The organism is Hymenobacter sp. NBH84 (assembly GCF_014217645.1).
GTDB lineage: Bacteria > Bacteroidota > Bacteroidia > Cytophagales > Hymenobacteraceae > Hymenobacter > Hymenobacter profundi.
This window is the reverse complement of the sequence record NZ_CP043644.1, coordinates 1,395,218-1,420,364: the sequence shown is the minus strand read 5'-3', so window position 1 is coordinate 1,420,364 and position 25,147 is coordinate 1,395,218. Positions and strand designations below refer to the sequence as shown.

The window sequence follows — 25,147 nt, the reverse complement described above, 5'->3', positions numbered from 1 at the left end:
GAACGGCCAGCGTACTAACGACTCGTTCACGCGTGAGAAGGTCCTTCGCAAGCTCAGGATGACAGATAGCGCCCTACCCCTTCTGAATAGCAGTAGCCGCGCCCTGCGCGGTGGGTAGCAGCAGCACTTCCGCCACGTTGACGTGCGGCGGGCGCGTGACCATAAATCGGATAACATCGGCCACATCCTCAGCGCGGAGCGGCTCAAACCCCTGGTACACCTTGTCGGCACGTTCCTGGTCGCCCTTGAAGCGCACCTGCGAAAATTCTGTTTCCACGGCGCCAGGGTTTACCTCTGCTACCCGAATACCATGGGGTAGCAAATCCAGCCGCATGCCTTTGGTGAGCGAATCTACGGCGGCTTTGGAGGCGCAGTACACATTGCCGTTGGCGTAAGCCTCTTTGCCGGCAATAGAGCCCACATTCACGATGTGGCCCTGCTGGCGGCGCGTCATGGTGGGGAGCACGGCGCGGGTCACGTAAAGCAAACCTTTCACGTTGCCGTCCAGCATGGCATCCCAATCCTCCGGGTCGCCATCCTGAATGGGGGCCAGGCCGTGGGCATTGCCGGCGTTGTTGATTAGCACGTCAATCTCCTGAAACTCGGTGGGTAGGCTGCCAATGGCTGCCTCCGTAGCAGCCCGGTCGCGCACATCAAAGGTGAGTAAATGGGTAGGAGCAGGCGCCAGTTGCTGCGCCAGTTCTTCCAGCTTCTCGCGCCGACGCCCCGTAAGTACCAGCCGGAAACCGGCTTCGGCCAGCGCCACCGCCGTAGCTCGGCCAATCCCCGACGAAGCGCCTGTGATTAAAGCAGTTTTCATACAATGAAAGGGTAGATGGCTGAAAAACGAAAGGGTGAATGAGTAATCCAGCGACTACTCATTCACCCTTTCGTTCTTCACCTTATTCAAAATTCAGATACAGCGTCACGGTGTGGCTGCTCATCCGTTGCAAACTATTGTTATACACATCCGTCTGGCCTTCTTTCTGCTGAATGTTGCGCAGGCCGTGCGAGAAGCGCAGTTCCGGGGCAAACTTGAACAGCGGATAAAACAGGTCAAGCCCTACCCCATACTCGATGGCAAGGTCGGTTTTGTTGACGCGTAGCAGGTTATTTTCCGGGTCTTTGATGCGGTTGCCCACGTTCACACTCGGCTTGATCCCACCCACCATATACACGCGGGTGTTGCGCCGCCGCTGCGAGTGAAATTTCAGTAGAATCGGAAAATCCATTTGGGTGGTTTCCACCTCCTGGTTCTGGATTTCTCTGGGCATATCTGGCACGTTTAGGTCGGGTGTGTAGCCGTAGGGCTTAAACTCCACCCGGCGCGTCATGAAGCTCACGCCCGGCGCAAAGCGCAGGCTCAAAAACTCCAACAAGCGCGCGTCGCCCACAAAACCCACCGAGAAGCCGGGGCTGTTGATGGTATTCGCCGTTACGCCCAGGCCGCTGTCTCGCCGGTCAATGTAGGTCTGCGTATGCTCGATGCGGTAGCCGGAGAAATTTGGTGCGATGTAAAAGCCGGGGTGAAACCACCGGTCATCGTAGCCCGGCAAGTTGTTGCTGGTCACCGATTTCACTTGGCCACGCCGGCCGCGACTGGCTGTAGTAAGGCTTTTTTTCTGGGCGTAGGCGCCAAAAGGAACCACGGCAGCCAAAGCGGCCACCACGGCCACTCGACCTATTTGTGCGCAGTATAAATGGAGCTGATGCCGAAAGTAAGAGGCTGCCATGCGGGGGTAATAAATCCAACCTGTGAAAGAATTGCCAGAAAATCAGGACCATCGGGAAACGCCTGCACCGACTCGGGCAAGTAAGTATAAGCCGCTTGGTCCTTGGAAATCAGCTTGCCAAACACAGGTAGAATGTGCTGAAAATAGAAATTGTACGCCTGCTTCATAGGGAAAGCAGTGGGCTTGGAAAATTCCAGAATCACAAGCTTTCCGCCGGGCCGCAGTACTCGCCGCATCTCCGTTAGGCCCTGCTTGAGGTTCTCAAAGTTGCGCACGCCAAAAGACGCTGTGACGGCATCGAAGTGGTCGTCGGGGAATGGCAGGTTTTCAGAGTCGCCTAGTTCGAGCTTAATCCGGTTGGTGAGACCTTTAGCCTGTAGCTTGCGCCGCCCTACCTCCAGCATTCCCTCCGATATGTCCACGCCCGTTACCTGCGCGTCGGGGGTGGCGGCACGTAGCGTTTCGATGGCAAAATCGGCGGTGCCGGTGGCAATATCCAGAATCCGGGCCGGTCGCAGTTGCTTCAACTCACCCACTGCTTTGCGCCGCCAGTAGATATCGGTGCCGACACTCAGGAAATGGTTCAGAAAGTCATACTTGCCGGCGATGCTGTTAAACATGGTAGCTACCTGCGATTTTTTGCCGGCAGCGTCGTCTTTGTAGGGAACAACGGACATATAGTGCAGAAACGAAGTAAGGGGCGCTGAATTGCTCAAACATAACGCCCCGGCGCGGATAAAGTTGGGATAAGGTCTCGCAACTTCCGCAGTAGGTGCCTGTAAACTAAACGGGCCGGGCATGATGCCCGGCCCGCGTTGTTGGCAGACAATGACTTATTAATTGTCAGTCTTCACTTTGGTTTTCTCGCCGGTAGCGGTCTTTGCTTTCGCGTCGATGGTACCGTTCTGCGTAACCGTCTTCGACTTGGAGCCTTCCGGACCTTTGGTTTTAATTTTCACCTTGTCCGAATCCTCGTCTACTTTCACCTTCACTTTGGTGCCATCGTCGAGCTTCACCGTGTTCTTGCCGGGCTCCAGCGTGGCGCTGGTTCCGCCAGGAGCGGCATTCATGGGCCGGGTCATGCGAGGCTGCGAGCTAGGGCTCATCATGGCACCTCCGCCCGAGTTAGTGCTCGTGCCGCCGCCATTCATCTGCGGCATGGTTTCACCCTCACCCAAAATCACGCGGAATTCGGTGCGGCGGTTTAGCTGCATGTTCTCCGGCGAATCGTTCGGGGCAGCCGGACGACGCTCACCGTAGCTCACCGTTACCATGCGGGTTTCAGCTACGCCTTGCTTCTTCAGGTAGTTGTAAGCAGCATTGGCGCGGTTCTGACCCAATACCATGTTGTACTCATCGGTGTTACGCGAGTCGCAGTTACCTTCCACCGAGATATTGATACCGGGGTTTGCCTTCAGAATGCGTGCGATGTTGTCCAATTCCGTAATCGACTCCGGCCGCAGGTTATACTTGTCGGTATCGAAGTAGATATTGTTGAGCGCGACTTGCGAAGTGGTATCTACGTAGGGCACATAGAAGTTCTTCACAATAGTGGTAGAGTCGTTGGTAGAGATAGGCACCTCAAATTCCTGCGTCTCGATGTTCTTACCGTCTTTCGACACGGCTACCTGGTAGGTACGACCCGACAGCAGGCTTACCTGATAGTCGCCGTTGCCGGGCTTGGTTACATCGCGGTAGCTTAGGGCCGTGTTATCGGCTTGTTTGCCGCTGAACACCAGCTCCACACCTGGAATCACAGAAGCGCTGTCGCGGGCCGAGAACACCTGGCCGCGAATCGTCACGTTCTTGATGTAGTTGATGGTGTAGATGTCCTTCTCACCGTAGCCACCGATGCGGTAGCTGGAGAGGTAGGCGTAGCTGCCATCGGGGCTGAGGCGGTAGTAGGTATCATCGTCGGGCGTGTTGATGGGGTAGCCCATATTCTCGGCCCGACCCCACTTGCGGCCTACTTCGTCCCACTCCGACTTGAAAATATCGTAGCCACCCATGGTGTTGTGGCCGCGCGAGGCGAAATACAGCGTTTTGCCGTCGCGGCTCAGGTAGGGGCTATCGTCGTCGTAGGGCGTGTTGATAGCGCTACCAATCGACTTGGCTGGTCCCCAATCACCGCCTTGCTGGCGAGTAGAGTAGTAAATGTCCAGCGTGCCGTCTTCCGAGTACTTCGAGGTAGAGAAGTAAATCGTCTGGCCATCGGGCGTGATATAGGCGTCCGACTCGTACGACTTAGAGTTGATGTTGCTGTTCAGCTTCTTCGCCTCCGTCCAGTCGCTACCTACCTTCTCCGAGTAGAAGATGTCGCCATCTTCGTCGTTGCGGTACATCAGCAGCTTGGTGTCGTTATCAAATACCTGAATAGAAGCGTCGTGACCCTTGCCGTTGAGCACAGTGCTCAGCGAGCGAGGCTTCTCCCACTCCTCATCGTTGATGCGCTTGGCCTCGTAGATGTTTTCGTAGTACTGGCCGTCGGCGGCTAGTTTCTTGTCTTTTACTTTGCTCTTGTTATTCTCCGTCACCACTGGCGTCTCGTTCATATTGTCCGAGCGCGAGGTGAAGAGCAGCACCTGGTCGTCCTGCGAGATAACCGGGCTGTGCTCCGACCACTGGGTGTTGATGGTCGGCCCCAGGTTTTTCACGAAGATATCCTTGGGCGTATTGAACTGCACCTTAGCGTTTTTGCTGTGCTGAATCAGCTGGGCCAGTTCTTTTTTGCGGGTATCCTTGGCTTTCAGGGTGGTGTTGTAGGCCTGAAAGTGGGCAATAGCTTCGTCGAAGTTGTAGTTGAGGTGATCTACGCGGCCCAACCAATACTCCACATCACGCGACACACGTGGTTTCAACTTCTGTGCCTTATAGATATAGTCGCTTGCTTTTTCCTTATCAAACGACATATAGGCAATACCAGCCCGGAACAGTGCCTGTGCGTTGTTGGGGTCCTGCGCCAACACCTGCTCATAGTAAGGAATAGAAGCCCGATAGTTCTCCTGCTCGAAAAACTTATTAGCGGTCTTCAGCTGCTTGCGGGTACCTTGAGCCAGCGCAGGCTGGGCCATAGCAGTAGCAAGGGCAAAAGCACAAGAGGCCTTTAATAAGCTTTTGACTACGTTGTCCATTGGGGGAGATGTTTGAAAAATAAAGCGGTGCGGTAGCTCGTTGGTAGAGCAGCTTCGCCCTGCAAACTTAGTTTTTATTAGGCTGCCTCTTATACTTAAAACCTGCTACAGGGTTAAGGGCAAGCAAATAATTTAGTAGCGCTGGTACGACGAAGTGGAACTAATTGTTAGTAACAGTCTGTTGTAGAGCTTCCCCAACAAGCACGTTTGCGGGCAAAGATAGAAATTTTATAATACGCCCTTGCTCTTATCCTATCCATTCGAAAATATTGAGGTGACGCTCATTGCTCGGAGATTTGGCCATCCAAAAAGTATACCTAGTATTTCAATTTTTTACACGAATACAGGATTATAACGCTATTTAAAAGGAAATAGCAAAGTTTTTTCCTGGCGCTTCATACTGGCGTCTCGTTGTACCTTTGCGGTTTCGCCTAGCTGCCTATGCAAATTCACGATGCTGCCTTCCTGGCTAGCAATACTCGCCTCGACGCTTGCCCACCGCCTACCTTGCCGGAATATGCCTTCATTGGGCGCTCCAATGTGGGCAAATCTTCCCTCATCAATATGCTAACCGGGCAGAAGGCGTTGGCTAAAACGTCCTCCACTCCTGGTAAAACACAGCTGATCAACCATTTCCTGATCAACAAAAACTGGTACTTGGTCGATTTGCCAGGTTATGGCTACGCCAAAGTGAGCAAAGTGGCGCGGGCGCAGTGGGGAAAGATGATCAACTTCTACCTGCGCAACCGCGAAAATCTGACGTGCCTATTTGTGCTGCTCGACTCGCGCCTACCCCCGCAGGCTGTGGACCTAGAGTTTATGGAAATGCTAGGCACGCAGGGCATTCCCTTTGCCATGGTGTTCACCAAGGCCGATAAGCAGTCGGCCACGCGCACACGCCAGCTGATTGATGCGTATCTGGAAAAGATGAGCGCGATTTGGGATGAGCTGCCACGCCACTTTATTACCTCTGCCGAGTCGAAGGAAGGACGGGAGGAGATACTCGGTTTTATTGGTGAAATCAATCAGCAGCTGGCCGAAACACCAGAGAACCCATAATCTGGCTTCTTTCTTGACGTTAGGGGTAGGCAGCGCGGCCGTATGTTTTCTTGACCGCTGTCTTCTCATTCACTGAAACGATTAATAACTCGTTTACTTTCGAACGATTACTTAATTCCCATGAAAAAATTCGCTTTTCTTCTGAGTTGTGGTTTGCTGGCTGGTGCAACTTCCGTGGTTGCCCAAACCAAGCCTGCAGCCCCGGCACCAACCGCTACCCAAGCGGCTCCGGCCGGCGGCGTTGCCAAAGCCATTCCAGTGGCTGAGTATTACGAGGGTGGTCAGGAAGCCATGTATGCCTTTATTGAGAAGGAGCTGAAATACCCGGTGCTGGCCAAGCGCAACCGCATTCAGGGCACCTGTATTGTGAGCTTCACGCTGAACACCGACGGCACTACCAGCGGCTTTAAGCTGGTGAAAGGAGTAGGCGGTGGCTGCGGCGATGAAGCCATGCGCGTAGCTAAACTGCTGCAATTCAAGAAGCCCGATTACGCGGTGCTCACCAGCCTGCCTATCGTGTTTAAGCTCTAATTGAATCTTCGGGCGGCCATCCGGCACCAACTCGTTCGGAATGCTACCTTTGCCGCCTTCTACACCAACCGACTTTACCCTTATGCCCTACGACCTGAAGGAAATTGCCGCCATTAGCGGAATGCCCGGTCTGTACCGTCTTGTAAGCCCCACCCGCACCGGCGTTATTATTGAAGCCCTTGATGGCCGCGGCACGCGCTCCATCGCCTCGGCCCGCAACAAAGTGTCACTGCTCCAGGAAATTTCCATCTACACCCAGGACTATGACCAGACTGTAGCTCTGACTGAGGTGTTTGACCGGATTCACCAGCAGTTTGGCGCCGAGCTGGAGCTGACCAGCAAATCGGATGACCGCGACCTGACGGCTTTCATGGGCCAGGTAATTCCGGATTACGACCGCGACCGGGTGTATATGTCTGATATCAAGAAACTGGTGACTTGGTACGGCATTGTGAGCAAAAACCTGGAATACCAGGCTCCGGCTACCGATGAGGACGACGCTACCCCCGCAGCCGACGAGCCCCTCAGCACGGGCGGCGAGATTTCAGCGGATGCTACGGCAACGGACGACGCAGCGGCTGCCAACCCAGAGGCTGCCACGGAAGCATCCAAAAAGAGTAAGAAAAAAGCCGAATAGTCGGCTTCGATTACACGCGAAAGCCCGCTCAGGTAATTCCTGAGCGGGCTTTTGTACTTGTTATCTGCGAATTCAATTCCGGAGCCGCTACTTTTGAGCCATGCAGCCACTACCCACTCTAAAGGTTTTTAAGTTTGGAGGTGCCTCCGTGAAGGACGCCCCTGCCATCCGCAATCTGGTCGCCATTGTGCGGATGTATGAAGGCCAGGGCCCGCTGCTGATTGTGGTATCGGCAATGGGCAAAACCACCAATGCGTTGGAGGATGTCTTTCAGCGGGCCTACACAGGAAAGCCGTATGCGGAAGCCTTGCAGGTGGTGGAGGACTACCACCTGCAAACGGCCCAAGAACTGGCAGAGCCTACCCGGCAGGATGCACAACCCACTCTACAAGAACTATTTACTTTTCTTCGGCAGCAGTTGAGCGACCTCACGCCCGAGCAATACGACCAGCAATACGACCAGATTGTGAGTTTCGGGGAGCTGCTGGCTACGCGGCTGGTGGCTCACACGCTGGCGGCGCAGTGGCTGGATTGCCGCTCCCTCCTCCGCACCGACAGCACGTGGCGCGAGGCGCGCGTGGATTGGGCCACCACCGAACAGCAGCTACAGGCTACTCTACCCCCACTGCTGGCCCAAGGCCCCGTGGTGACGCAGGGCTTTCTGGGCGGCACCGCCGACGGCCGCACCACCACGCTCGGCCGTGAGGGCTCAGACTACACCGCGGCCATTCTGGCGTACTGTATGGGCGCTGAATCCGTTACCATCTGGAAAGACGTGGCGGGCCTACTCAACGCCGACCCCAAGTTTTTTACCGACACGGTGCGCTACCCCGAAATCAGCTACCAGGAAACCATCGAAATGGCCTACTACGGTGCGTCTGTGATTCACCCCAAAACCATTAAGCCGCTGGCGGTGCGCGGAATTCCGTTGCTGGTGAAGTCGTTTTTGCACCCCACGGCTGAAGGAACGCGCGTGCATGACTGTCAGCACGGGCTGCTGGCGCCGGCCTATATCCGCAAGGCCGGCCAGTGCCTGATTTCCTTTGAGTCGAAAGACCTCACGTTTATTTCGGAGGAAAACCTGGAGGTAATTTTTGGGGCGTTGGCGCAGGTGCGGCTCAAGATTCACGTGATGCAGAACTCGGCCATTAGCTTCTCGGTGTGCACCGATTTTTCGGCTTATCGGTTGGAGCAATTGCTGAGCTTGCTGCGCGACCAGTTCACGGTGCATTACAACACGGAGTTAGTGCTTTACACCATTAAAAACTACACTACTGATAGCCTGGAACGCCTTACGGCGGGCCGTACGCTGCTGCTGGAGCAACGCACCCGGCAAACCTTCCAGATGGTGTGCCGCGAGGAGGTATAAGTGAGATGGTAGTGCCAGGCTAGCCGAAACATTGTGGCGGCTCCTGCGCTTTTCACCTTATCTTTGCGGTCTATACCTCCTACCCAGTGCCGGTTTCTGCTTCTTCTGCCACTTCCTTGCCTACCCCTGCGCACGTGCGCAGTCTGCTGGCTCGTGCCGGATTGCGCGCCACCCAACAGCGCCTCCTGATTCTGGGCGGCTTGCTGGCCCTGCGCGACCATCCCACGGCTGAGCAGGTGCACCGGCAAGTGGCCGCCGAAGTCCCTACCCTGTCGCTGGGTACGGTGTATAAGGCGCTGGATAGCTTTGTGGCGGCGGGGCTGGTGAAGCGCGTGGCTGTGGCCGACGGCGCCGCCCGGCGCTACGACGCCGACTGCTCGCCCCACCACCACCTGTTTTGCACCGCTACCCAGGAAATTCTGGACTACCGCGACCCGCAGCTGGACCAGCTGATTCAGGAGTTTCTGGCGGCGCGGGGGTTCGAGAACTTCCAGCCGCATTCGTTCTCGCTGCACATCACCGGCGAGAAAATCATCCGCTCTGCCTGACCCATCCCGCCCAACGAATTTCTTGCTTTTTCATTTCCTTCATACCCCCAATCTCCTAACAACATGGCAGTTCTCGTTGGCAAACGTGCTCCTTCTTTCAAGGCTACGGCCGTTATCGACGGCGAATTTGAGGAAGAGTATTCCCTCGACCGTTACCTGGGCAAGAAGCACGTCTTGTTCTACTTCTACCCTTCTGATTTCACTTTTGTGTGCCCCACCGAAATCCTGGCTTTCCAGGAGCGGCTGGCCGATTTCGAGAAGAAAGGCGTGGCCGTGGTCGGCTGCTCCACCGACTCGCACTTCTCGCACTTTGCTTGGCTGAATACTCCGCACGACCGGGGTGGCATTGAGGGTGTAACCTACCCGCTGGTAGCCGACGCTACCAAAACCATTGCCGCCAACTACGACGTGCTGGGCGGTCATTACGATTACAATGAGTCTGGCGAAATGATTTTCGTAGGCTCACCGGTTGCATACCGCGGCTTGTTTCTGATTGACAAAGATGGCATTGTGCGTCACCAGCTCGTGAACGACGGCCCGCTGGGTCGCTCCATCGACGAAGCAATGCGCATGGTAGACGCCCTGCAACACTTCGAGAAGTTTGGCGAGGTATGCCCCGCCGACTGGGAAGAAGGCAAGCAAGGCATGCAGGCCACGCAGGAAGGCGTTTCGAATTACCTGGGCCAGCAGGGCCGCTAATTCACCCCTTATTAGTTGCTTTCGGCAAAGCCCCGGTCCTACTGGACCGGGGCTTTTTCGTGGGGCAGCCGGAACCCGCTACTTTTGCAGAAACCACCAGCGCGTTGCTGGTTTTTCTTATCCGTTATTTCCGCATTTGCTGTTGAGTTTTCTGTATTCCGTTGCCATGTATTTGTATGGCCTGCTGCTGCGGCTGGCGGCTCCCTTTGTGCCTAAGGCGGCGCAGTGGGTAGGCGGCCGCAAGGCTTGGCACACCCGTTTGCGCGAGGCGCTCCAGCACGAAACGGCGCCGCTGGCGTGGTTTCACTGTGCTTCGCTGGGCGAGTTTGAGCAGGGCCGGCCACTCATAGAGGCTTACGCCCGCCAGTATCCCACGCACAAAATCGTGCTAACGTTTTTCTCGCCCTCGGGCTACGAAGTGCGCAAGAACTGGCCCGGCGCGGCCTATATTCTATATCTACCTTTGGATACGGCCGCCAATGCCCGCGCCTTTCTTGACTTGGTGCGGCCCCGGCTGGCAGTGTTTGTGAAGTATGAATTCTGGCATCACTTCCTGCGGGAACTACAACGCCGCCAGGTTCCTACCCTATGCGTATCCGCTATTTTTCGAGCCGAGCAAGTCTTTTTCAAACCCTGGGGCGGCTTCTTCCGTGATATTCTGAACCGATTCACGCATATTTTCACGCAGAATGACGCTTCGGTTGAGTTGCTCCGCCAAGCTGGCATTCAGCAGGCGAGCGTGGCTGGCGACACGCGCTTTGATACGGTAGCACGCACAGCGGCACAACCGCCCATTCCTCTACCCCTCGTAGAAGCTTTTCAGGCCGATGGGGCGCCGGTGATGATTGTGGGTAGCAGCTGGCCCGAAGACCTGCCTACCCTCACGCCGATATTCCAGAATTACTGCCAAGAGCTACGCTTTATCGTGGCACCGCATGAAATTGGCGAGGCCAATCTGCGGCAGGTAGAGGCGGCGCTGCCGGGCCAAGTGGTGCGCTACTCCACCGCCACGCCGGCCACCGTGGCGCAAGCCCGTGTGTTGCTCATCGACAACGTAGGGCTGCTCTCTCAGCTCTACCGTTTCGGTCAGTTTGCCTACGTGGGTGGGGCCTTTGGCAAAGGCCTACATAACACATTGGAAGCGGCGGCGTTTGGCTTGCCGGTGTTTTTTGGGCCTACTTACCACAAGTTTCAGGAGGCTGTGGAATTGGTGGCGCTAGGCGGCGCGTTTCCTGTGCACTCGGCGCAGGAGCTGGAAAAGGCGCTGCTACCCCTGCTGCGCAACGAAGCCGCCCGCCTAGTCGTGCAAGACCTCAACCTGGACTACGTATTTCAACACGCCGGCGCCACCCAGCGCATTATGGCGTGGCTTGATGGTGAACTAGTGAGTGATAATAAAAACCGTTTGTCATCCTGAGCTTGCGAAGGACCTTCACATGTGAGCACGACAGACGTACCAACGACTCGTTCTACCGTGAGAAGGTCCTTCGCAAGCGCAGGATAACAATACTGTATTACACTTGCTATCACGCATTTATTCACTCATTTATTCAGTTACTCGCTGTGGTAGGTATTGTTGTTAAATCAACTGGGTCTTGGTATTTGGTGCGCGATACAGCTACTGGAACGCTGCACCGCTGCCGACTGCGGGGCAAGTTCAAGCAGAAGGGCCTGAAGGTGAGCAACCCGCTGGCTGTGGGCGACCAAGTGGAGTTTACGGTGGAGGAGCAAACCGAAGGCGCGGGCGTGATTCATCACATCGAGCCGCGCCGCAACTACATCATCCGGCGCTCGGTGCATAAAACGGAGCATTCCCACATTGTAGCCGCCAACCTCGATCAGGCGCTGCTGGTGGTCACGCTGGTATCGCCGGCCACGTCGTTCGGGTTCATCGACCGGTTTCTGGTTACGGCGGAGGCGTACAGCATTCCGGTCACGCTCATCTTCAACAAAGCTGATTTGCATGACGACGACCTAGCCGATTATCAGCAGCAGATTGGTAAAATGTACCAACGCGTGGGCTACCCCAGCCTACTCACCTCGGCCCAAAGCGGGGTAGGCGTGGCCGAAGTTGATGCTTTGCTCGATGGTAAAACCACGCTGCTTTCGGGGCACTCCGGGGTAGGAAAAAGCACGTTGATCAATGTACTGGTGCCCGATTTGGACTTGAAAACTGCTGAAATCAGCCAGTTTTCCGATAAAGGCGTGCATACCACTACCTACGCCGAAATGCTGGAAGTGCGCCCCGGCACCTACCTGATCGACACGCCCGGCATCAAGGAACTGGGTCTGGTGGACGTGCAGCCAGGCGAGTTGGCGCACTTTTTCCCGGAGATGCGCGCCCTGCTCAACCAGTGCCGGTACCACAACTGCCGCCACGTGCAGGAGCCAGGCTGCGCTGTTATCGAAGCCGTGGAAAAAGGCCGCATTGCCCTACCCCGCTACGACAGCTATCTGAGCATGCTCCACGACGAGGATAATCGACATTGATTGAGCTATTGACATTTAGAAAATGCACCCAAAGGGCGCTTGTTGGGCTTGTTTTGGATTAGGTGAACATGCGGAAGAAAGCCTCTACCTGTCTTCCTATCCCTCTAACCGAAACTGAAGTTGCTGATGAACAGCCAGCAGCAACTAGCGTAGGGAATAAGTTAGAACAAGAGCTAGTGGCTGATAGCCAACAGCTAAAAGCATCATAACATGATCCACTGCTTCTTATTTGCACCTTTCGCAGACGCCGCCCGGCAGCGGCAGTACGAAGCAGTATGCGAGGTATTGGAGGCCGAAGTAGCTGCCCCTACCACGTTGCTACTAGGAAATTTAGATGTCGCGGGTATTGCCCTCGATGCCGTGGTAGTGCGGCCGCGCAGCATCACAGCGTTAGTACTGGAACCTGGGAGCGGCCATCTGAGCGTACCTACCCTAGAGTACGGCGCCTGGAAGCTAAATGGCCAGCCCCTACCCAGCCGGGCGGCAGCCGATAATCCGTTTGACCAATACCAACAGCAACAAGCAGCGCTGGCGGCTTGGCTGAGCAAGGAGCTGCATCGACCAGCGGCCGAGCTACCGCCCCTTACGGGCATGGTACTATTTGAAGCGCCGTTGTCGTTTGGGCCGGAGGTGGAGCGGCAGCTTCGCCACTACCCCGGCGCCGGGGATTTCCAACTCCTAAGCAACGCGCAACTGCTGCCGCGCCGCTTGTGGCAGCTGGCGCACCCAGAATTACTCCTGGCCGAACACGAGCTGCTGGCCTGGGCTGACCGCCTGACAGCTCTTTACCAAGCCGAAGACCCCGCCAACGAAGCTACCCCAGCAACGGATGCAGAAGCCGATGGCTACTGGACGCGCAAGCTACGGCAGCTTTGGGGCTGGCTGGGCGCCGAAGACGTACCCGCCGATCCGCCCTACGGAGCACCTTCGCCTACCTCGCTAGCCGAGCAACAGCAGGAACAAGTGCGGCTAGAGCAGTTGCGGCGAGAGTTGCAGCAGCAGCTTGCGCAGCAACAGCAAACCGCTGCTGCCCGCGAGTCGGTGCAGGCGAAGGAGCTGGAACAGCTACGGCAGCAGGTAGCGCAAGCCGGTCAATCGGATGCGGCGCGGCGGGCCGAGCAACAGGAGCAGGCGTTGGAAGAAGCATTGCGTACCGTGCGCGCTGAGGCAGCCGCCCGCAATCAGGAATTGGACGCCCGCATTCAACAGCTCGGCCAACTCCTGGAACAACTGCGTCATTCAACCCTAACTCCTGCTCCTACCCCAATGGTCGAAGTACCGCTGACGGTTTCGGCCCAACCTCAACGCCCTAGCGCTTCACGCACGCCGCCTCCTCCTGGGCGTGTGGCTAAATCTCAAAAGCTGGTTCGTCTGGAACGGGTAGCCCTGCTGGTGTTGGTCTTGCTATTGGGTCTGGTAGCGGGCATTTGGGGAGTGAAACATTTCACCCGCCCCACCACGCGGCCGCACGCTCCTACTAGGTCTATTCGACACAGAACACCTCCTGTGGAGGAGGAGGTTATGATGGCCCCTGATTCCGCCGAGACAAGTGATTCCGTTGAAACACTACCTGCTTCGCCCGAGCCAGCTATACTGGAAGAGGAGGAGTTGGAGCCACAGGACCCAGACCAAATCATGCACACGCCGTCCGACAGCATCGCCCGCTCCCTTCAAAACGAGTAACCGGCGGTCGACAGTCTCTTTTCGCACTTCCTGCGTATACCCAGCCATTTGCACCTTCACTTTTCACAAAGAAAATGGCTGAGGAAATTGCCTTTTTGGGCTTGGGCAGCATGGGCGCCGCCATGGCGACCAACTTACTGAAAGCCGGTTTTCCGCTCACCGTATACAACCGCACGGCTAGCAAAGCCGAGCCACTCCGGCAACAGGGCGCTACCGTAGCCGCTACCCCTGTTGAGGCTGTCCGTGAAGCCACGGTTGTGTTTACGATGGTGACGGATGATAAGGCGCTGGAAGAACTATTGGCCCCGAGGGCTTTCTGACGACCCTGCCTCAAGGTGCTATTCATGCTTCGTGTAGCACTGTAGCCCCCGACACCAACCGCCGTCTGGCCGAGGCGCATCAGCAACATGGCTCTACTCTGGTAGCCTCGCCCGTATTTGGCAAGCCCGACGTGGCCCAGGCCGGTAACCTGTGGGTAGGCAGCTCTGGCCCCACCGAAGCGCGGCAGCGGCTGGAGCCTTTGCAAGCGGCTTTCGGCCAAGGCACCTATTCATTCGGCGACGATGCTGGTGCTGCCAGCGTAGCCAAGCTTTGCGGCAACTTCCTACTCGGCACCGTGATTGAGGGCATGGCCGAAGCTCTCACCTTGGCCGAAAAAGCCGGTCTCGATCGGGTAGCCTTCTACGAAATGCTTACCAGTACGCTGTTCAACAATCCCATCTACAAAAGCTACGGCAAGCTGATAGCCGAGCGCCACTACCAGCCTGTGGGCGCCCCACCCGCCATCATTCGCAAGGATATGAACTTGGTGGTGCAGGAAGCTTACAAACAGGGGGTACCCATGCCCTTCGCTAACATCATCCGCGACCAACTCACCGCAACCGTCGCGCTCAATGAACAAGATGTTGACTGGGCCAGCTTCGCAGAGCGCGTGGCCCAAGGCGCTGGGCTGTAGGGGCGCGTTGCACGCGTCTGTCGCACCAAAAAAAAGCCCAGCCGAAACAGCTGGGCCTTTTCAACCAATCAGGAAATCGTTGATATTATTGAGCGGTGGGCAGCAGCACACCGTCGATGATGTGGGTTACGCCGTTGCTGGAAACTACATCGGCAGTTTGCACGGTAACAGGTGCGTCTTTGCCGTTGCTGATCATCACTTTACCACCTTGCACCGAGATTTTTACTTTCTCGCCATTCATGGTGGTCAGTTCCTGCCCGTCTTTGAGGTCAGCGGCCAGCAGGCGGCCCTGGATAACGTGGTAGGTGAGCACACCCTTCAGCTTTTCTTTGCTTTCAGGCTTCATCAAGCCAGCGAGTGCGCCTTTCGGTAGCTTATCGAAGGCGGCGTTGGTGGGCGCAAATACGGTGAACGGACCGGGGCCGCTTAGGGTACCGTCGAGGCCAGCAGCTTGCACAGCCTTCACCAGCGTGCTCACGCTAGGTGCCATCACAGCATTTTGCACAATGGATTTGTCTGGCGTCATGGGTACGCCATCTACCAGCACGCCCTCGGGCTTGCCCATGCGCGACGAGTCGTTGGGCATGGTAGCTAGCGTGTCGGTCATGGCCGATTCGGTGCCGGGGGCTTCCGTGGTGGTGTCAGCACCCTTGTTGTTGTCGCAGCTGGTCAGGCCAAACCCTACCGAGGCAACAGCGCAAAGCGCCAGAAAGGAATTGCGGAAAGTCTTTTTCATGAAGACAGGAAACGAAATGAGGGTTAAGAAAGAAAGTATGTTTGGCCCGAAAGCCACCGCAAGCTCGGCTACGGTGGCCGTTCTACCAAATACCTACGACAAGGAATTGGCCACCGGATTTCCTACCCCCGCAAATTGGTTACTTTTGCAGGGCTGCCACTTCTTCGGCAGGTATTCTTTCCACCCATCTAATCTTCCGTTTTTCATATGAAAACCGCTGAAATCCACACCAATAAGGGTATCATGAAAGTAGAATTCTACGAGCAGGACGCCCCCAAAACCGTTAAAAATTTCACCGATCTGGCGCAAAAAGGCTTCTACGACGGTCTGAAGTTTCACCGCGTTATCCCCAACTTCGTGATTCAGGGCGGCTGCCCCAACTCCCGCGATGGTGCCAAGGGCACACCCGGCACCGGCGGCCCCGGCTATAAAATTGACTGTGAGCTGACCGGCGACCACCAGTACCACGAGCGCGGTGCTCTGAGCATGGCCCACGCCGGCCGCAACACGGGGGGCAGCCAGTTCTTTATTGTACACGACCGCCAGAACACCGCCCACCTTGACCGAAACCACACTGTATTTGGTAAAGTGGTAGAGGGTGTGGACATAATCGACGAGATTCGCGCCAACGATACGATTGAGAAAATTGTAGTGAACGAGGCGTAGCTTTCGGTTCCTAATTTCTGATAAAGAAGGCCTGCCAACTTCGTGTTGGCAGGCCTTCTTTATTTTAACGCCCGCTCAACCAGCTAGCTGGTCTCACGTACATGACAGTATAACAATGCTTTTCACTTATGAAATTCTTTCCTAAAACAATTCTCTTTGCTTTCCTATCTGTTGCATCACTCAGCAGCTGCTCTGTCTTCCGATCCGACGTTAACTCGAACAATCCGGTAATAGCCGAGCAAGCTCAACGGGTAGAAGGTTTGGAGCGAGACATTGACAGCCAGGAGCGCATTGTTGATGCTGAAAAGGCAAAACTGAAGTCCATGGAATATCAATTGAAAGCAGCCAAGCAGGAGCTAAAGGCTCGTAAGCTCTAAGCTGATTTTCCTCTTTCACTACTCAAAAAGGCCCAGGCTATAGCTAGCGTGGGCCTTTTTGCATGCGTACTATAACGCTCCTACCCTACCGGCGCTTGCGCAAGGCAGCCGCCAGCCACAACTTGCCGGACTGTTGCCGCAGAAAACGCGAAACAGCCCGGCAGTTGCTATCTTCCGCACCTCATTTTACTCTATACTACATGCCCGCATTGTTACCGCTCTTTCCTGCTACTACCCTACCTACCCCTCTATCTCACTTCGACCCCGCCACGGCCCTACCCAATTTTACGGAGCGGGTGCGCCACTTGCGTCGCTGGCAGCAAGCCATTAAAGACGGCTACGTGCGCAGCCGCAAGGAAGAAGCCTTGCAGGCCGAGTTTTTGGACCTGCTCTTTGGAGAGGTGCTGGGCTACGAGTATCAGGCTACCACCCACCGCCAGCTCCAACTAGAGCTGAAAACCCTCACCGACGGCACCAAGCCCGACGGTGCCCTCGGCGACTTTGTGGCCGCGCCCGGCGGCAACCTCGGCGGGCCGGTGCGGGCCGTGGTGGAGCTGAAAGACGCCCGCACCGCCTTGGATGCCAAGCAGCGCGGTGGCGCGGGCAAGGGCCGCCAGGAAACGCCCGTGGAGCAGGCCTTCAGCTACCCCAGCAAGTTTGGTGGCCAGTGCCGCTGGGTGCTGGTCAGCAACTTTGTGGAGCTGCGCCTCTACTCGGCCCAGGACCAGAGCCGCGCCGAGGTGTTCAACCTCGAAACCCTACCCGACCAGCCCGAGCAGCTACGCCGCTTCTTTGCCCTGCTGCTACCCACGCATCTGCTGCCCCCAGCTGGCCGCGCCGAAGCCCCGCTCGACGAAGCCCTGCAACAGCGCCAGCAGGAAGAAACCAAAATCACGAAGGCGTTTTACAAAGACTACAGCGCCGCCCGCCGCCAGCTGCTCGACCACCTCATTGAGCAGAACCCCACGGTGCCGCCGCTGGAGCTACTGGCCCACACCCAGAAGCTGCTGGACCGCGTGATTTTCGTGTGCTTCTGCGAGGACAAAAGTATTATTCCGCGCCTCACCTTCAGGCGTCTGCTCGATAACGTGCGCGCCAACATCTTCGACCCCGAGGATGAGGATAAGGTATACCGGAGTGTACGCGGGCTGTTTCGCAGCATCGATAAGGGTAACCCCGCCGCCAACATAAACCGTTTTAACGGGGGCCTATTCGCTCCCGATGCAGCCCTCGATGCGCTGGCCATCAAAGATTACACTCTGCGGCCGGTGATTGAATTGGAAAAGTACGACTTTGCCTCCGACCTGAACGTGAACATCCTGGGGCATATTTTCGAGCAGAGCCTCTCCGACCTCGAAGCCGAGCGCGCCCGCCTCTTGGGGCAGGACTACAACGCCAAGCAGGGCAAGCGCAAGCAGGACGGCATCTTTTACACCCCCGAGTACATTACGCGTTACATTGTGCGGCAGGCCGTGGGCGGGTGGTTGCAGGAGCGTCGCCGCGAAGCCGGCCTCGATGCCCTCCCCGACCTCCCCGACGACGACCGCGCCACCATCCGTCTGGGGGTAGGCAACCGGCTGGTGCAGCCCTCCCGCACCGTGCAGAAACACATTGCGGCCTGGGAAACCTATGCCACCGCGCTGGAGAATATCCGGGTGCTGGACCCGGCCTGCGGCTCGGGGGCGTTTCTGAACGAGGCCTTTGGCTACCTGCTGCGCGAGGGCCAGCACGTGAACCAGGAACTGGCTACCCTGCGCGCCGGCCAGTTTAAGGTATTCGACCTCGACCGCCACATTCTGCAACACAACCTCTACGGCGTCGACCTGAACCCGGAGTCGGTGGACATTACGCGCCTGAGCTTGTGGCTGCAAACCGCCAACCCCGGCAAGCCCCTCACCTCTCTCGACCACAGCATCCGCTGCGGCAACTCGCTCATCTCCGACCCCGCCGTGGCCGGCCCCCGCGCCTTCGACTGGCAAACCGCCTTCCCCGAAGTGTTTGAACAAGGTGGGTTTGATGTGGTGATTGGCAATCCGCCGTATGGGGCGAAGTTGAACGAAGAAGACAAAAAGCTTTTATCAACTCAATTTTCAGGATTCAAGGGTAATCAAGATGTCTACAGCGCTTTTATTGAAAAAACGAATGAATTACTAGACAATAAAGGAAATTGGGGATTCGTAGTACCTGTTTCATGGCAGAATGGAGAAGGGTATACTGCTTTGCGAAAATTTATCAAAGACAACAATAGATTGATTTCAGCCATTAAACTACCATATAATGTATTCACTGATGCTTATGTTGACACAGGCGTATACGTGGCTACAAAAGCTACTATCCATAAATATTTTATTGATGTATATGAGTTTCCAACATCACTAGACACTTCTACTGATATTTTTCAAAACATCTTACCAAAACAGCTTTCTAGTGAAGTATGGCATTCTCACAAGAGTCTAAGCTTAGTTTTAAATCCTGATTTTTATACTCTTGTTCCAAAAATAAGCCATGAGACTATACAGTTAAGTTCCATATCAGAATCTGCTCGGGGTATACTTTCAAATTCAGATGACATCTATTCAATTCAAGTTAATAACTCGTTGCCATTTTTTACAGGAGATGCTAATCGATACATTTTTTCACACAATTTTTCATGGGTTGTGTACGGTGAAAATTTAAAAGAAAAACCTAAATCAGATACATTTTTCAAAGAAGAGAGAATATTAGTTAGAAGATTAATTAATAGGCAGTTTAGAGTAATGGCCATATATACAGAAGAGACTTTCGTAACTAAAAAAGATTTTTATTCTATAAAAATAACAAATAGCGAATTTTCATATAAATATATTCTATCAATTATAAACTCTTCTCTCATTTCCTACCTAAAAACAAAAGCATCAACAGCAGCTACAAAGGATGATTTTTCTCAATTGACTTTAGGTGACGTTCGTAACATACCTATAAAACCCCTCTCCCCCGCCGAGCAGCAACCATTCATAGCCGCTGCCGAGGCTCTACTCGCCGGGCACAAGGAGCTGCACGAGGCCGAGGCCAAAGCCGGGCGGCTGGTGCAGGCCGAGCTGGGCCTCACGGTGCCGCTCACGGGCAAGCTGGCCCTCACCCAGCCCTGGAAAACCTGGAGCACCGCCCTCGAAAAAGCCCTGAGCCGCAAACTCACCCTGGCCGAGAAGGGCGAGTGGCTGCCCTACCTCGAGCAGTTCCAGCAGCAGCAGGAGCAGCGCCGCGCCGCCCTCCAGCGCCAGGATACCGCCCTCGACCAGCTGGTGTACCAGCTCTACCAGCTCACGCCCGAGGAAATTGCCTTGGTAGAAGGCAAAGCCGAATAAATCGTTTCTTCCGGTTTTTGCTTCTCAACACAAAGCCCCGCACTCCAAGTGGAATGCGGGGCTTTGTTACTTGCAATGGGCTACCCTACCGGCGCTTGCGCTTGCGCGACGACTGGTAGTCTTCGTCATCGTCGTCGTCATCCCCGAAGTTGGGCATAGTGAACATGCTGCTGAGCAGGTCCTTGAACTGCGCGCCGGCCGTGAGGCGGTTGCGCGAAATCAGGCTGTGCTCGGCCATGCCGTGCAGGGCAAATTCCATCCAGAAGTAGCGGTTCTCCTTGCTCAACTCGCTGGGTACGCTCTGCTGCACCAAGTCTTGCAAACCTGGCACCACGTCGAGCACCTTGCGGTAGTCTTCGTCGGAAGCGTCGTGCAGCAGGTCGATGGTGCGCGAGCCAAACCAGTCCTGGATGGACTTGTAGGGATTCGGCTTGTCTTTCTGCTTCTTCGACTTTTCAGGGTCGGGGAAGTAGTTTAGGAATTGCGTACGTAGGGCCTTGCCCATCAGCTTTTCGGCCACAATGCCGGCGCCTTCCTGTTCGCCTTCGTACACCAGCTCTACCTTACCCGTTACGGCAGGCACGGCTCCTACGAAGTCGGCAATGCGCACGTACGTGTTTTTCTCACCGTTGATGAGCGCCCGGCGCTCGGCGGCAGCAATTACCTGCTCGTAGGCCGAGATAGTAAGGCGGGCCGACACGCCCGACTTGGCATCCACGTACTCCGAGCCGCGGGCCTCAATGGCCACCTGCTCCACCAGATCGTGCACAATTTCGTTGGTGGTCACCAGGCCTTTTTGCTCCTCTTTAATGCGAGCTTCTTGCTTGGTGATACGCTTACCAATTTCGATGCTCTTGGGGTAGTGCGTGATAATCTGCGCGTCGATACGGTCCTTCAGCGGCGTTACGATGCTGCCACGATTGGTATAGTCTTCGGGGTTGGCAGTGAAGACGAACTGGATATCCAGCGGCAGGCGCACCTTGAAACCGCGAATCTGAATATCACCTTCCTGCAAGATGTTGAAGAGCGACACTTGAATACGGGCCTGCAAGTCGGGCAGCTCGTTGATAACGAAGATGCCGCGGTGCGCACGCGGAATTAGACCGAAGTGAATCACCCGTTCGTCGGAGTAGGGCAGCTTCAGGGTAGCGGCTTTGATGGGGTCGGCGTCGCCGATGAGGTCAGCTACGGATACGTCGGGGGTAGCCAGCTTCTCGGTGTAGCGCTCATCGCGGTGCAGCCAGGAAATGGGCGTATCGTCGCCTTTCTCCTCAATGAGGTTGCGGGCAAATACCGACAGGGGCTGCAAAGGGTCATCGTTCAGCTCCGAGCCTTCCACTACGGGAATGTATTCGTCGAGCAAACCTACCAGCAGGCGAGCAATACGAGTTTTGGCCTGCCCCCGTAGGCCCAGCATGTTGATGTGGTGCCCGGCCAGAATGGCGCGTTGCAGATCAGGAATAACGGTTTCCTCGTAGCCATAAATGCCAGGAAACACTTCTTCTTTGGAGCGGAGCTTGGCAATCAGGTTGTCGCGTAGCTCTTGTTTCACAGAGCGGGGCTGATAACCAGATTGTTTTAGCTCGCCGAGGGTACGAATAGTGGGTACGTTCATATAGAAGGGAAAGTGCCAGGAAAGCTTCGCGCTGCATCGGCCAAGCCATAGTAGGGCAACTGAAGCATACAACTGATTCGCTGGGACATTGGTTTCGGGCTACCTCAGTTGCCCCCTGAAAATTATAAGGTGGCGCATATCTTTTTCCTTTCTACATGAGAACTTCTTTCAGTAGATAAGCGCTATATTGTATTTATAAAATATAATTTATGATTATATTAATAGGATTGTAAAAATTGGGGGCGCTGTGCTGCTAGTTATCCTTGTAGCAGTACTCGGGTTTGTGGTGTGGGTGCAGGTGCGTGGCGTGCCTACCTACGAAGTGCCCACCAGCCAACTGCCTACCCTTGTGGTACCGGCTACCCCTACCCAGGTAGAATTGGGGGAGAAACTGGTTATGGCTAGTTGCGCCGATTGCCACCCCAATTGACAAACCAATTTACTATCTGGTCATCAACTGCTGGATATTCCGAAGGAATTCGGAGCGGTTTATTCGGCCAATATCACCCAAGATAAAACGCACGGCATCGGCAACTGGACCGATGCGGAGGTGGTGACGCTCTTACGCACCGGTATCGGGCGCGACGGGCGTTATCGTCTCATTATGCCACATTTTGTGCATATGTCGGATGAGGACATGAGCAGTATGCTGGCCTTTCTGCACTCTGGCAGCCCGTGGGTGAAACCCGCGCCTACCCCTACCCCCGCGCAGCAGCCTTCATTCCTGCTTAAGGCATTGGCGAATACGGTAATGAAGCCCACGCCCCTACCCACTCGCAGCATAGCCCCACCCAAGCCAGCCGAAACCATAGCCTACGGCCGCTATCTGGTAGTGGGCCGCTACCAATGCTTCGAGTGCCACTCCAAAGACTTCAAAACCAACAACGCCGAGCACCCCGAGCAGTCGGAAGGTTACCTGGGTGGCGGCAACCAGCTAGTCACACTACAGGGCCAGCCCATCTACTCCCGCAACATCACCGCTGACCCCGAAACCGGCATCGGCACCTGGACCGAAGCGCAGTTTGGCCAAGCCATGCGCTACGGCATGGCACCTAGCGGCCCTCTACAGAACCCCATGCCCAAGTACTCCCGCCTGACCGAAGAAGAAGTGCACGCGCTGTATGCCTACTTGCAATCGGTGCCCAAAATCAAGAATGCCACGGCGGAAGATGGCGTGCGGGTAGCAACGCGGTAAGAACGTTGCTGTCATCCTGAGCGCAGCGAAGGACCTTACTACGCTTGAACAAGTAATGGTAAATGCTAATTACCTAGTACTAGTCGTTCAAGCGTGATAAGGTCCTTCGCTGCGCTCAGGATGACAGAAAAAGGCTTCTACAGTGACTTCCTGCGGTTCTTTTTATAATCCTCAAATACCAAGTGCCCCAGCCCTTTCAGGCCGCTGTAGTAAGCTTTGCCCTGGTTCACCTCCGTGAATTCTTCCACAAACTCCCGCAGGTAGGGGTCCTGGGCAATCATGAAGGTAGTGATGGGGATTTTGAGACGGCGGGCGGCGGCGGCCAGGTTCAGAGTTTTGTTGACCACTTTGCGGTCCAGGCCGAAGCTATTTTTATAGTAGCCGGTAGGCTCCTTCAAGCAAGTCGGCTTGCCATCGGTAATCATAAAAATCTGCTTGTTAGCGGTTTTGCGCTTGCGTAGCAAATCCATCGCCAGCTCCAAGCCAGCTACGGTGTTGGTATGGTAGGGGCCTACTTGCAGGTAGGGCAAGTCTTTCACCTTAATTTCCCAGGCGTCGTTGCCGAACACGATTACGTCGAGGAAATCTTTGGGATACTTCTGCTTCACCAACTCGGCCAGGGCCATGGCTACCTTCTTGGCGGGCGTGATGCGGTCCTCGCCGTACAGAATCATCGAGTGCGAGATGTCAATCATCAACACCGTGCTGGTCTGGGTTTTGTGCTCGGTGTCGCGCACTTCCAAGTCGCCTTCAGTCAGCATGAAGTCACCGCTGAGACCGTGGTTGAGTTGGGCATTACGCAGGGATTCGGTCATCTGAATCTGCTCCAGCGTGTCGCCGAACTCGTAGCTGCGCATGTCGGTACCTGCCTCGTCGCCCTGACCGCTGTGGGGAGTAGCGTGGTTGCCCGAGTTACCCTTCTTAAGCTTGCCGAAGATTTCTTCCAGCGCCGATTTGCGAATATTCTGCTCGCTTTTGGCGGTGATGTTGAACGCACCCGGCTCCTGCGGGTTCTCATCGATATACCCTTTTTTCTTCAGGTCTTCGATGAAGTCGCCCATGCCGTAGTCATTGTCGGTGAGGCCATATTGCTTGTCCAGCTCGTTGAGCCATTGCAGAGCCTCCCCCACGTCGCCGCTCGTGATGGTCACGAGTTGCATGAATAGTTTGAAAAGCGTGTCGAAGCCTTTCTCACCCGATTCCTCGGGCACAAAATCCTGGAAGCGAAAACCTAGTGCCATGTGTGTCTGAACTGCTTGAATAATCGGCACTGAGCTTCGTGCATGAACGAATGCGTAGCCGCGCCAAAAACTAACACCGCCTTGCGCAGGAATGTTTCCTGTGGGGCCAGGCCTACGTGTTGCGCGAGTGCAGACGGCGCATGAGCGCCATGCGGACCGCTTTGGCCTGCTGTAGCAGCCATGGTAAGCGGTTATAGGAAATAGTAAGATATGGTACCGCTGCTGAGCCAAAACTGCTATAAAACTGTACTAAATTAGGGATTTCGGGAGCTTCAAAGTCAAAAAGCAAATTGGTTTCGGCATGAGAAGACAGAAATTCATCAATGAGTAAAGAGATAGCGCGAGTGGCTTTGCCTTCGATTGAGGAAGAGTTAAATAAATAAGTCACCTCATTGTTATGCTTCAATAATAGCATACTGGCTACTACTTTTCCATCTGTGGTTTTCACTTGCCATATAGACGCCTTTGCACGCCGTTGCGCCTCACGATACAAACTGCGCAATAAGGGATAAGCATGCCCTTCACCTATAAGGCCATAGATTTTTGGAGCTGTATGTTGATCAAATAGTCGAATTAGCTGCTCAATATCGGTAGTGGATTCAATCGTCAGATTGTGATTACGGGCCTGTTGGAGTTGGCGTCTGCGACTAGGTTTGTAATCGGCAAATAGTTGCGAATAGGTGGGACGCAACGACAAATGATAAGTGGAGCGGCTTACACCAGGCAGCAACAAGCTATCAGTAATTATAGATGGTGAATTACTTATGTTGAAAGCATAATTGGTGATGAGTCGAAATTCTCTACGTAGGAGTTGACCAATTTCTTTCCAGTCTTCGGTCGTAGGTGTTTCGAGGGAAAATACGCCTAACTGCTGCGCAAACAACGGTTGCTGGAGGTAGCGAAACCCAAATTTTTTGCGTACTGGTAGCGGCATCACGGCCACGTAGCGTCCTTGTTCCTCTTTAATCAGTGCCTCCCAACCGGGCGATACAATATCGAGGTACCAAGTAAGGGCATAGATGAGGCCGTTGGGCGCTAGCTCAATCAGCGCATCCCACTGCACTCGGTCTATTTTATTGTGTCGGATGTGACGCATCATTTGCCTTATTCTACTCTCAGGAAATAGCGAGGTATTAAA

Annotated in this window: 24 protein-coding genes; 16 read left to right on the top strand and 8 right to left on the bottom strand. The window is 55.1% G+C overall.

Annotation, left to right across the window (positions count from 1 at the left end):
- Positions 1 to 73: 73 nt before the first annotated feature.
- The 4 genes from F1C16_RS05910 to F1C16_RS05895 all read right to left on the bottom strand — a co-directional run bounded on the left by F1C16_RS05910 (position 74) and on the right by F1C16_RS05895 (position 4,804).
- A complete protein-coding gene (locus F1C16_RS05910) occupies positions 74 to 820 on the bottom strand; it encodes an SDR family NAD(P)-dependent oxidoreductase (protein WP_185283422.1) in 747 nt (248 codons plus the stop codon).
- Between the two features lie 82 nt (positions 821 to 902).
- A complete protein-coding gene (locus tag F1C16_RS05905) occupies positions 903 to 1,733 on the bottom strand; it encodes a porin family protein (protein ID WP_185283421.1) in 831 nt (276 codons plus the stop codon).
- Positions 1,682 to 2,410 (bottom strand): bifunctional demethylmenaquinone methyltransferase/2-methoxy-6-polyprenyl-1,4-benzoquinol methylase UbiE, encoded by a 729-nt coding sequence (gene ubiE, locus F1C16_RS05900; RefSeq protein ID WP_185283420.1) that lies wholly within the window; start codon positions 2,408 to 2,410, stop codon positions 1,682 to 1,684. Before ubiE ends, F1C16_RS05905 begins: the two co-directional genes overlap by 52 nt.
- 159 nt (positions 2,411 to 2,569) lie before the next feature.
- Positions 2,570 to 4,804, bottom strand: a complete 2,235-nt coding sequence (locus F1C16_RS05895; protein WP_185283419.1) for an OmpA family protein — start codon at positions 4,802 to 4,804, stop codon at positions 2,570 to 2,572.
- A gap of 501 nt (positions 4,805 to 5,305) precedes the next feature.
- Between F1C16_RS05895 and yihA the strand changes: the two genes are divergently transcribed.
- From yihA to F1C16_RS05840, 11 genes are all read left to right on the top strand, one after another.
- The gene (gene yihA / locus F1C16_RS05890) at positions 5,306 to 5,923 is read left to right on the top strand and encodes a ribosome biogenesis GTP-binding protein YihA/YsxC (RefSeq protein WP_185283418.1); all 618 of its coding nucleotides are present in this window, start codon (positions 5,306 to 5,308) and stop codon (positions 5,921 to 5,923) included.
- Between the two features lie 120 nt (positions 5,924 to 6,043).
- Positions 6,044 to 6,454 (top strand): energy transducer TonB, encoded by a 411-nt coding sequence (locus F1C16_RS05885; protein WP_185283417.1) that lies wholly within the window; start codon positions 6,044 to 6,046, stop codon positions 6,452 to 6,454.
- Positions 6,455 to 6,536: 82 nt separating this feature from the next.
- A complete protein-coding gene (locus F1C16_RS05880) occupies positions 6,537 to 7,091 on the top strand; it encodes a DUF5606 domain-containing protein (protein WP_185283416.1) in 555 nt (184 codons plus the stop codon).
- Positions 7,092 to 7,191: 100 nt separating this feature from the next.
- Entirely contained in the window at positions 7,192 to 8,460 is a 1,269-nt protein-coding gene (locus F1C16_RS05875) for an aspartate kinase (RefSeq protein ID WP_185283415.1), read from the top strand.
- Between the two features lie 86 nt (positions 8,461 to 8,546).
- A complete protein-coding gene (locus F1C16_RS05870) occupies positions 8,547 to 9,008 on the top strand; it encodes a Fur family transcriptional regulator (RefSeq protein ID WP_185283414.1) in 462 nt (153 codons plus the stop codon).
- A gap of 63 nt (positions 9,009 to 9,071) precedes the next feature.
- Positions 9,072 to 9,707 (top strand): peroxiredoxin, encoded by a 636-nt coding sequence (locus F1C16_RS05865; RefSeq protein ID WP_185283413.1) that lies wholly within the window; start codon positions 9,072 to 9,074, stop codon positions 9,705 to 9,707.
- Positions 9,708 to 9,843: 136 nt separating this feature from the next.
- Entirely contained in the window at positions 9,844 to 11,124 is a 1,281-nt protein-coding gene (locus F1C16_RS05860; protein WP_308461649.1) for a glycosyltransferase N-terminal domain-containing protein, read from the top strand.
- Between the two features lie 146 nt (positions 11,125 to 11,270).
- Positions 11,271 to 12,197 (top strand): ribosome small subunit-dependent GTPase A, encoded by a 927-nt coding sequence (rsgA, locus tag F1C16_RS05855; protein ID WP_185283412.1) that lies wholly within the window; start codon positions 11,271 to 11,273, stop codon positions 12,195 to 12,197.
- Between the two features lie 210 nt (positions 12,198 to 12,407).
- A complete protein-coding gene (locus tag F1C16_RS05850; protein WP_185283411.1) occupies positions 12,408 to 13,880 on the top strand; it encodes a hypothetical protein in 1,473 nt (490 codons plus the stop codon).
- Positions 13,881 to 13,954: 74 nt separating this feature from the next.
- Complete coding sequence (locus F1C16_RS05845) at positions 13,955 to 14,200, top strand: NAD(P)-binding domain-containing protein (RefSeq protein ID WP_185283410.1); 246 nt, start codon at positions 13,955 to 13,957, stop codon at positions 14,198 to 14,200.
- Entirely contained in the window at positions 14,179 to 14,835 is a 657-nt protein-coding gene (locus F1C16_RS05840) for an NAD(P)-dependent oxidoreductase (RefSeq protein WP_308461657.1), read from the top strand. The genes F1C16_RS05845 and F1C16_RS05840 overlap by 22 nt, the downstream gene beginning before the upstream one ends.
- A gap of 85 nt (positions 14,836 to 14,920) precedes the next feature.
- Here F1C16_RS05840 and F1C16_RS05835 read toward each other — a convergent pair whose 3' ends face one another.
- Positions 14,921 to 15,571 carry a fasciclin domain-containing protein gene (locus F1C16_RS05835; RefSeq protein WP_185283408.1) on the bottom strand — a complete coding sequence of 217 codons (651 nt, stop codon included), beginning with the start codon at positions 15,569 to 15,571 and terminating at the stop codon, positions 14,921 to 14,923.
- 207 nt (positions 15,572 to 15,778) lie between these two features.
- Here F1C16_RS05835 and F1C16_RS05830 point away from each other — a divergent pair, with 207 nt between their 5' ends.
- From F1C16_RS05830 to F1C16_RS05820, 3 genes are all read left to right on the top strand, one after another.
- A complete protein-coding gene (locus tag F1C16_RS05830) occupies positions 15,779 to 16,237 on the top strand; it encodes a peptidylprolyl isomerase (protein WP_185283407.1) in 459 nt (152 codons plus the stop codon).
- A gap of 128 nt (positions 16,238 to 16,365) precedes the next feature.
- Positions 16,366 to 16,614: a hypothetical protein gene (locus F1C16_RS05825; protein WP_185283406.1), complete on the top strand. Its 249-nt coding sequence runs from the start codon at positions 16,366 to 16,368 to the stop codon at positions 16,612 to 16,614.
- A gap of 200 nt (positions 16,615 to 16,814) precedes the next feature.
- Positions 16,815 to 19,958, top strand: coding sequence for an Eco57I restriction-modification methylase domain-containing protein (locus F1C16_RS05820; RefSeq protein ID WP_185283405.1), 3,144 nt, complete (start codon positions 16,815 to 16,817; stop codon positions 19,956 to 19,958).
- A gap of 85 nt (positions 19,959 to 20,043) precedes the next feature.
- Here F1C16_RS05820 and F1C16_RS05815 read toward each other — a convergent pair whose 3' ends face one another.
- Positions 20,044 to 21,573 carry a sigma 54-interacting transcriptional regulator gene (locus F1C16_RS05815; protein WP_185283404.1) on the bottom strand — a complete coding sequence of 510 codons (1,530 nt, stop codon included), beginning with the start codon at positions 21,571 to 21,573 and terminating at the stop codon, positions 20,044 to 20,046.
- 247 nt (positions 21,574 to 21,820) lie between these two features.
- Here F1C16_RS05815 and F1C16_RS05810 point away from each other — a divergent pair, with 247 nt between their 5' ends.
- Both F1C16_RS05810 and F1C16_RS05805 read left to right on the top strand, forming a co-directional pair.
- Positions 21,821 to 22,003, top strand: coding sequence for a hypothetical protein (locus F1C16_RS05810; protein WP_185283403.1), 183 nt, complete (start codon positions 21,821 to 21,823; stop codon positions 22,001 to 22,003).
- A 174-nt stretch (positions 22,004 to 22,177) separates the two neighbouring features.
- Positions 22,178 to 22,768, top strand: a complete 591-nt coding sequence (locus tag F1C16_RS05805; RefSeq protein ID WP_185283402.1) for a c-type cytochrome — start codon at positions 22,178 to 22,180, stop codon at positions 22,766 to 22,768.
- A 137-nt stretch (positions 22,769 to 22,905) separates the two neighbouring features.
- On the opposite strand, the gene F1C16_RS05800 is transcribed toward F1C16_RS05805, so the two are convergent.
- Together F1C16_RS05800 and F1C16_RS05795 are read right to left on the bottom strand one after the other, a co-directional pair.
- The gene (locus F1C16_RS05800) at positions 22,906 to 24,009 is read right to left on the bottom strand and encodes a VWA domain-containing protein (protein WP_185283401.1); all 1,104 of its coding nucleotides are present in this window, start codon (positions 24,007 to 24,009) and stop codon (positions 22,906 to 22,908) included.
- A 112-nt stretch (positions 24,010 to 24,121) separates the two neighbouring features.
- Entirely contained in the window at positions 24,122 to 25,108 is a 987-nt protein-coding gene (locus F1C16_RS05795; protein WP_185283400.1) for a GNAT family N-acetyltransferase, read from the bottom strand.
- Between the last annotated feature and the right edge of the window lie 39 nt (positions 25,109 to 25,147).

What these genes read in the sequence shown, in the direction of transcription:
- F1C16_RS05830 (WP_185283407.1), top strand. Translation starts at nt 15,779, where the DNA reads ATGAAAACCGCTGAAATCCACACCAATAAGGGTATCATGAAAGTAGAA.
- F1C16_RS05875 (WP_185283415.1), top strand. Translation starts at nt 7,192, where the DNA reads ATGCAGCCACTACCCACTCTAAAGGTTTTTAAGTTTGGAGGTGCCTCC.
- F1C16_RS05885 (WP_185283417.1), top strand. Translation starts at nt 6,044, where the DNA reads ATGAAAAAATTCGCTTTTCTTCTGAGTTGTGGTTTGCTGGCTGGTGCA.
- F1C16_RS05800 (WP_185283401.1), bottom strand. Translation starts at nt 24,009, where the DNA reads ATGGCACTAGGTTTTCGCTTCCAGGATTTTGTGCCCGAGGAATCGGGT.
- F1C16_RS05845 (WP_185283410.1), top strand. Translation starts at nt 13,955, where the DNA reads ATGGCTGAGGAAATTGCCTTTTTGGGCTTGGGCAGCATGGGCGCCGCC.
- F1C16_RS05805 (WP_185283402.1), top strand. Translation starts at nt 22,178, where the DNA reads ATGCCACATTTTGTGCATATGTCGGATGAGGACATGAGCAGTATGCTG.
- F1C16_RS05850 (WP_185283411.1), top strand. Translation starts at nt 12,408, where the DNA reads ATGATCCACTGCTTCTTATTTGCACCTTTCGCAGACGCCGCCCGGCAG.
- F1C16_RS05835 (WP_185283408.1), bottom strand. Translation starts at nt 15,571, where the DNA reads ATGAAAAAGACTTTCCGCAATTCCTTTCTGGCGCTTTGCGCTGTTGCC.
- ubiE (WP_185283420.1), bottom strand. Translation starts at nt 2,410, where the DNA reads ATGTCCGTTGTTCCCTACAAAGACGACGCTGCCGGCAAAAAATCGCAG.
- F1C16_RS05795 (WP_185283400.1), bottom strand. Translation starts at nt 25,108, where the DNA reads ATGATGCGTCACATCCGACACAATAAAATAGACCGAGTGCAGTGGGAT.
- F1C16_RS05880 (WP_185283416.1), top strand. Translation starts at nt 6,537, where the DNA reads ATGCCCTACGACCTGAAGGAAATTGCCGCCATTAGCGGAATGCCCGGT.
- yihA (WP_185283418.1), top strand. Translation starts at nt 5,306, where the DNA reads ATGCAAATTCACGATGCTGCCTTCCTGGCTAGCAATACTCGCCTCGAC.
- F1C16_RS05820 (WP_185283405.1), top strand. Translation starts at nt 16,815, where the DNA reads ATGCCCGCATTGTTACCGCTCTTTCCTGCTACTACCCTACCTACCCCT.
- F1C16_RS05910 (WP_185283422.1), bottom strand. Translation starts at nt 820, where the DNA reads ATGAAAACTGCTTTAATCACAGGCGCTTCGTCGGGGATTGGCCGAGCT.
- F1C16_RS05895 (WP_185283419.1), bottom strand. Translation starts at nt 4,804, where the DNA reads ATGGCCCAGCCTGCGCTGGCTCAAGGTACCCGCAAGCAGCTGAAGACC.
- F1C16_RS05865 (WP_185283413.1), top strand. Translation starts at nt 9,072, where the DNA reads ATGGCAGTTCTCGTTGGCAAACGTGCTCCTTCTTTCAAGGCTACGGCC.
- F1C16_RS05905 (WP_185283421.1), bottom strand. Translation starts at nt 1,733, where the DNA reads ATGGCAGCCTCTTACTTTCGGCATCAGCTCCATTTATACTGCGCACAA.
- F1C16_RS05815 (WP_185283404.1), bottom strand. Translation starts at nt 21,573, where the DNA reads ATGAACGTACCCACTATTCGTACCCTCGGCGAGCTAAAACAATCTGGT.
- F1C16_RS05825 (WP_185283406.1), top strand. Translation starts at nt 16,366, where the DNA reads ATGAAATTCTTTCCTAAAACAATTCTCTTTGCTTTCCTATCTGTTGCA.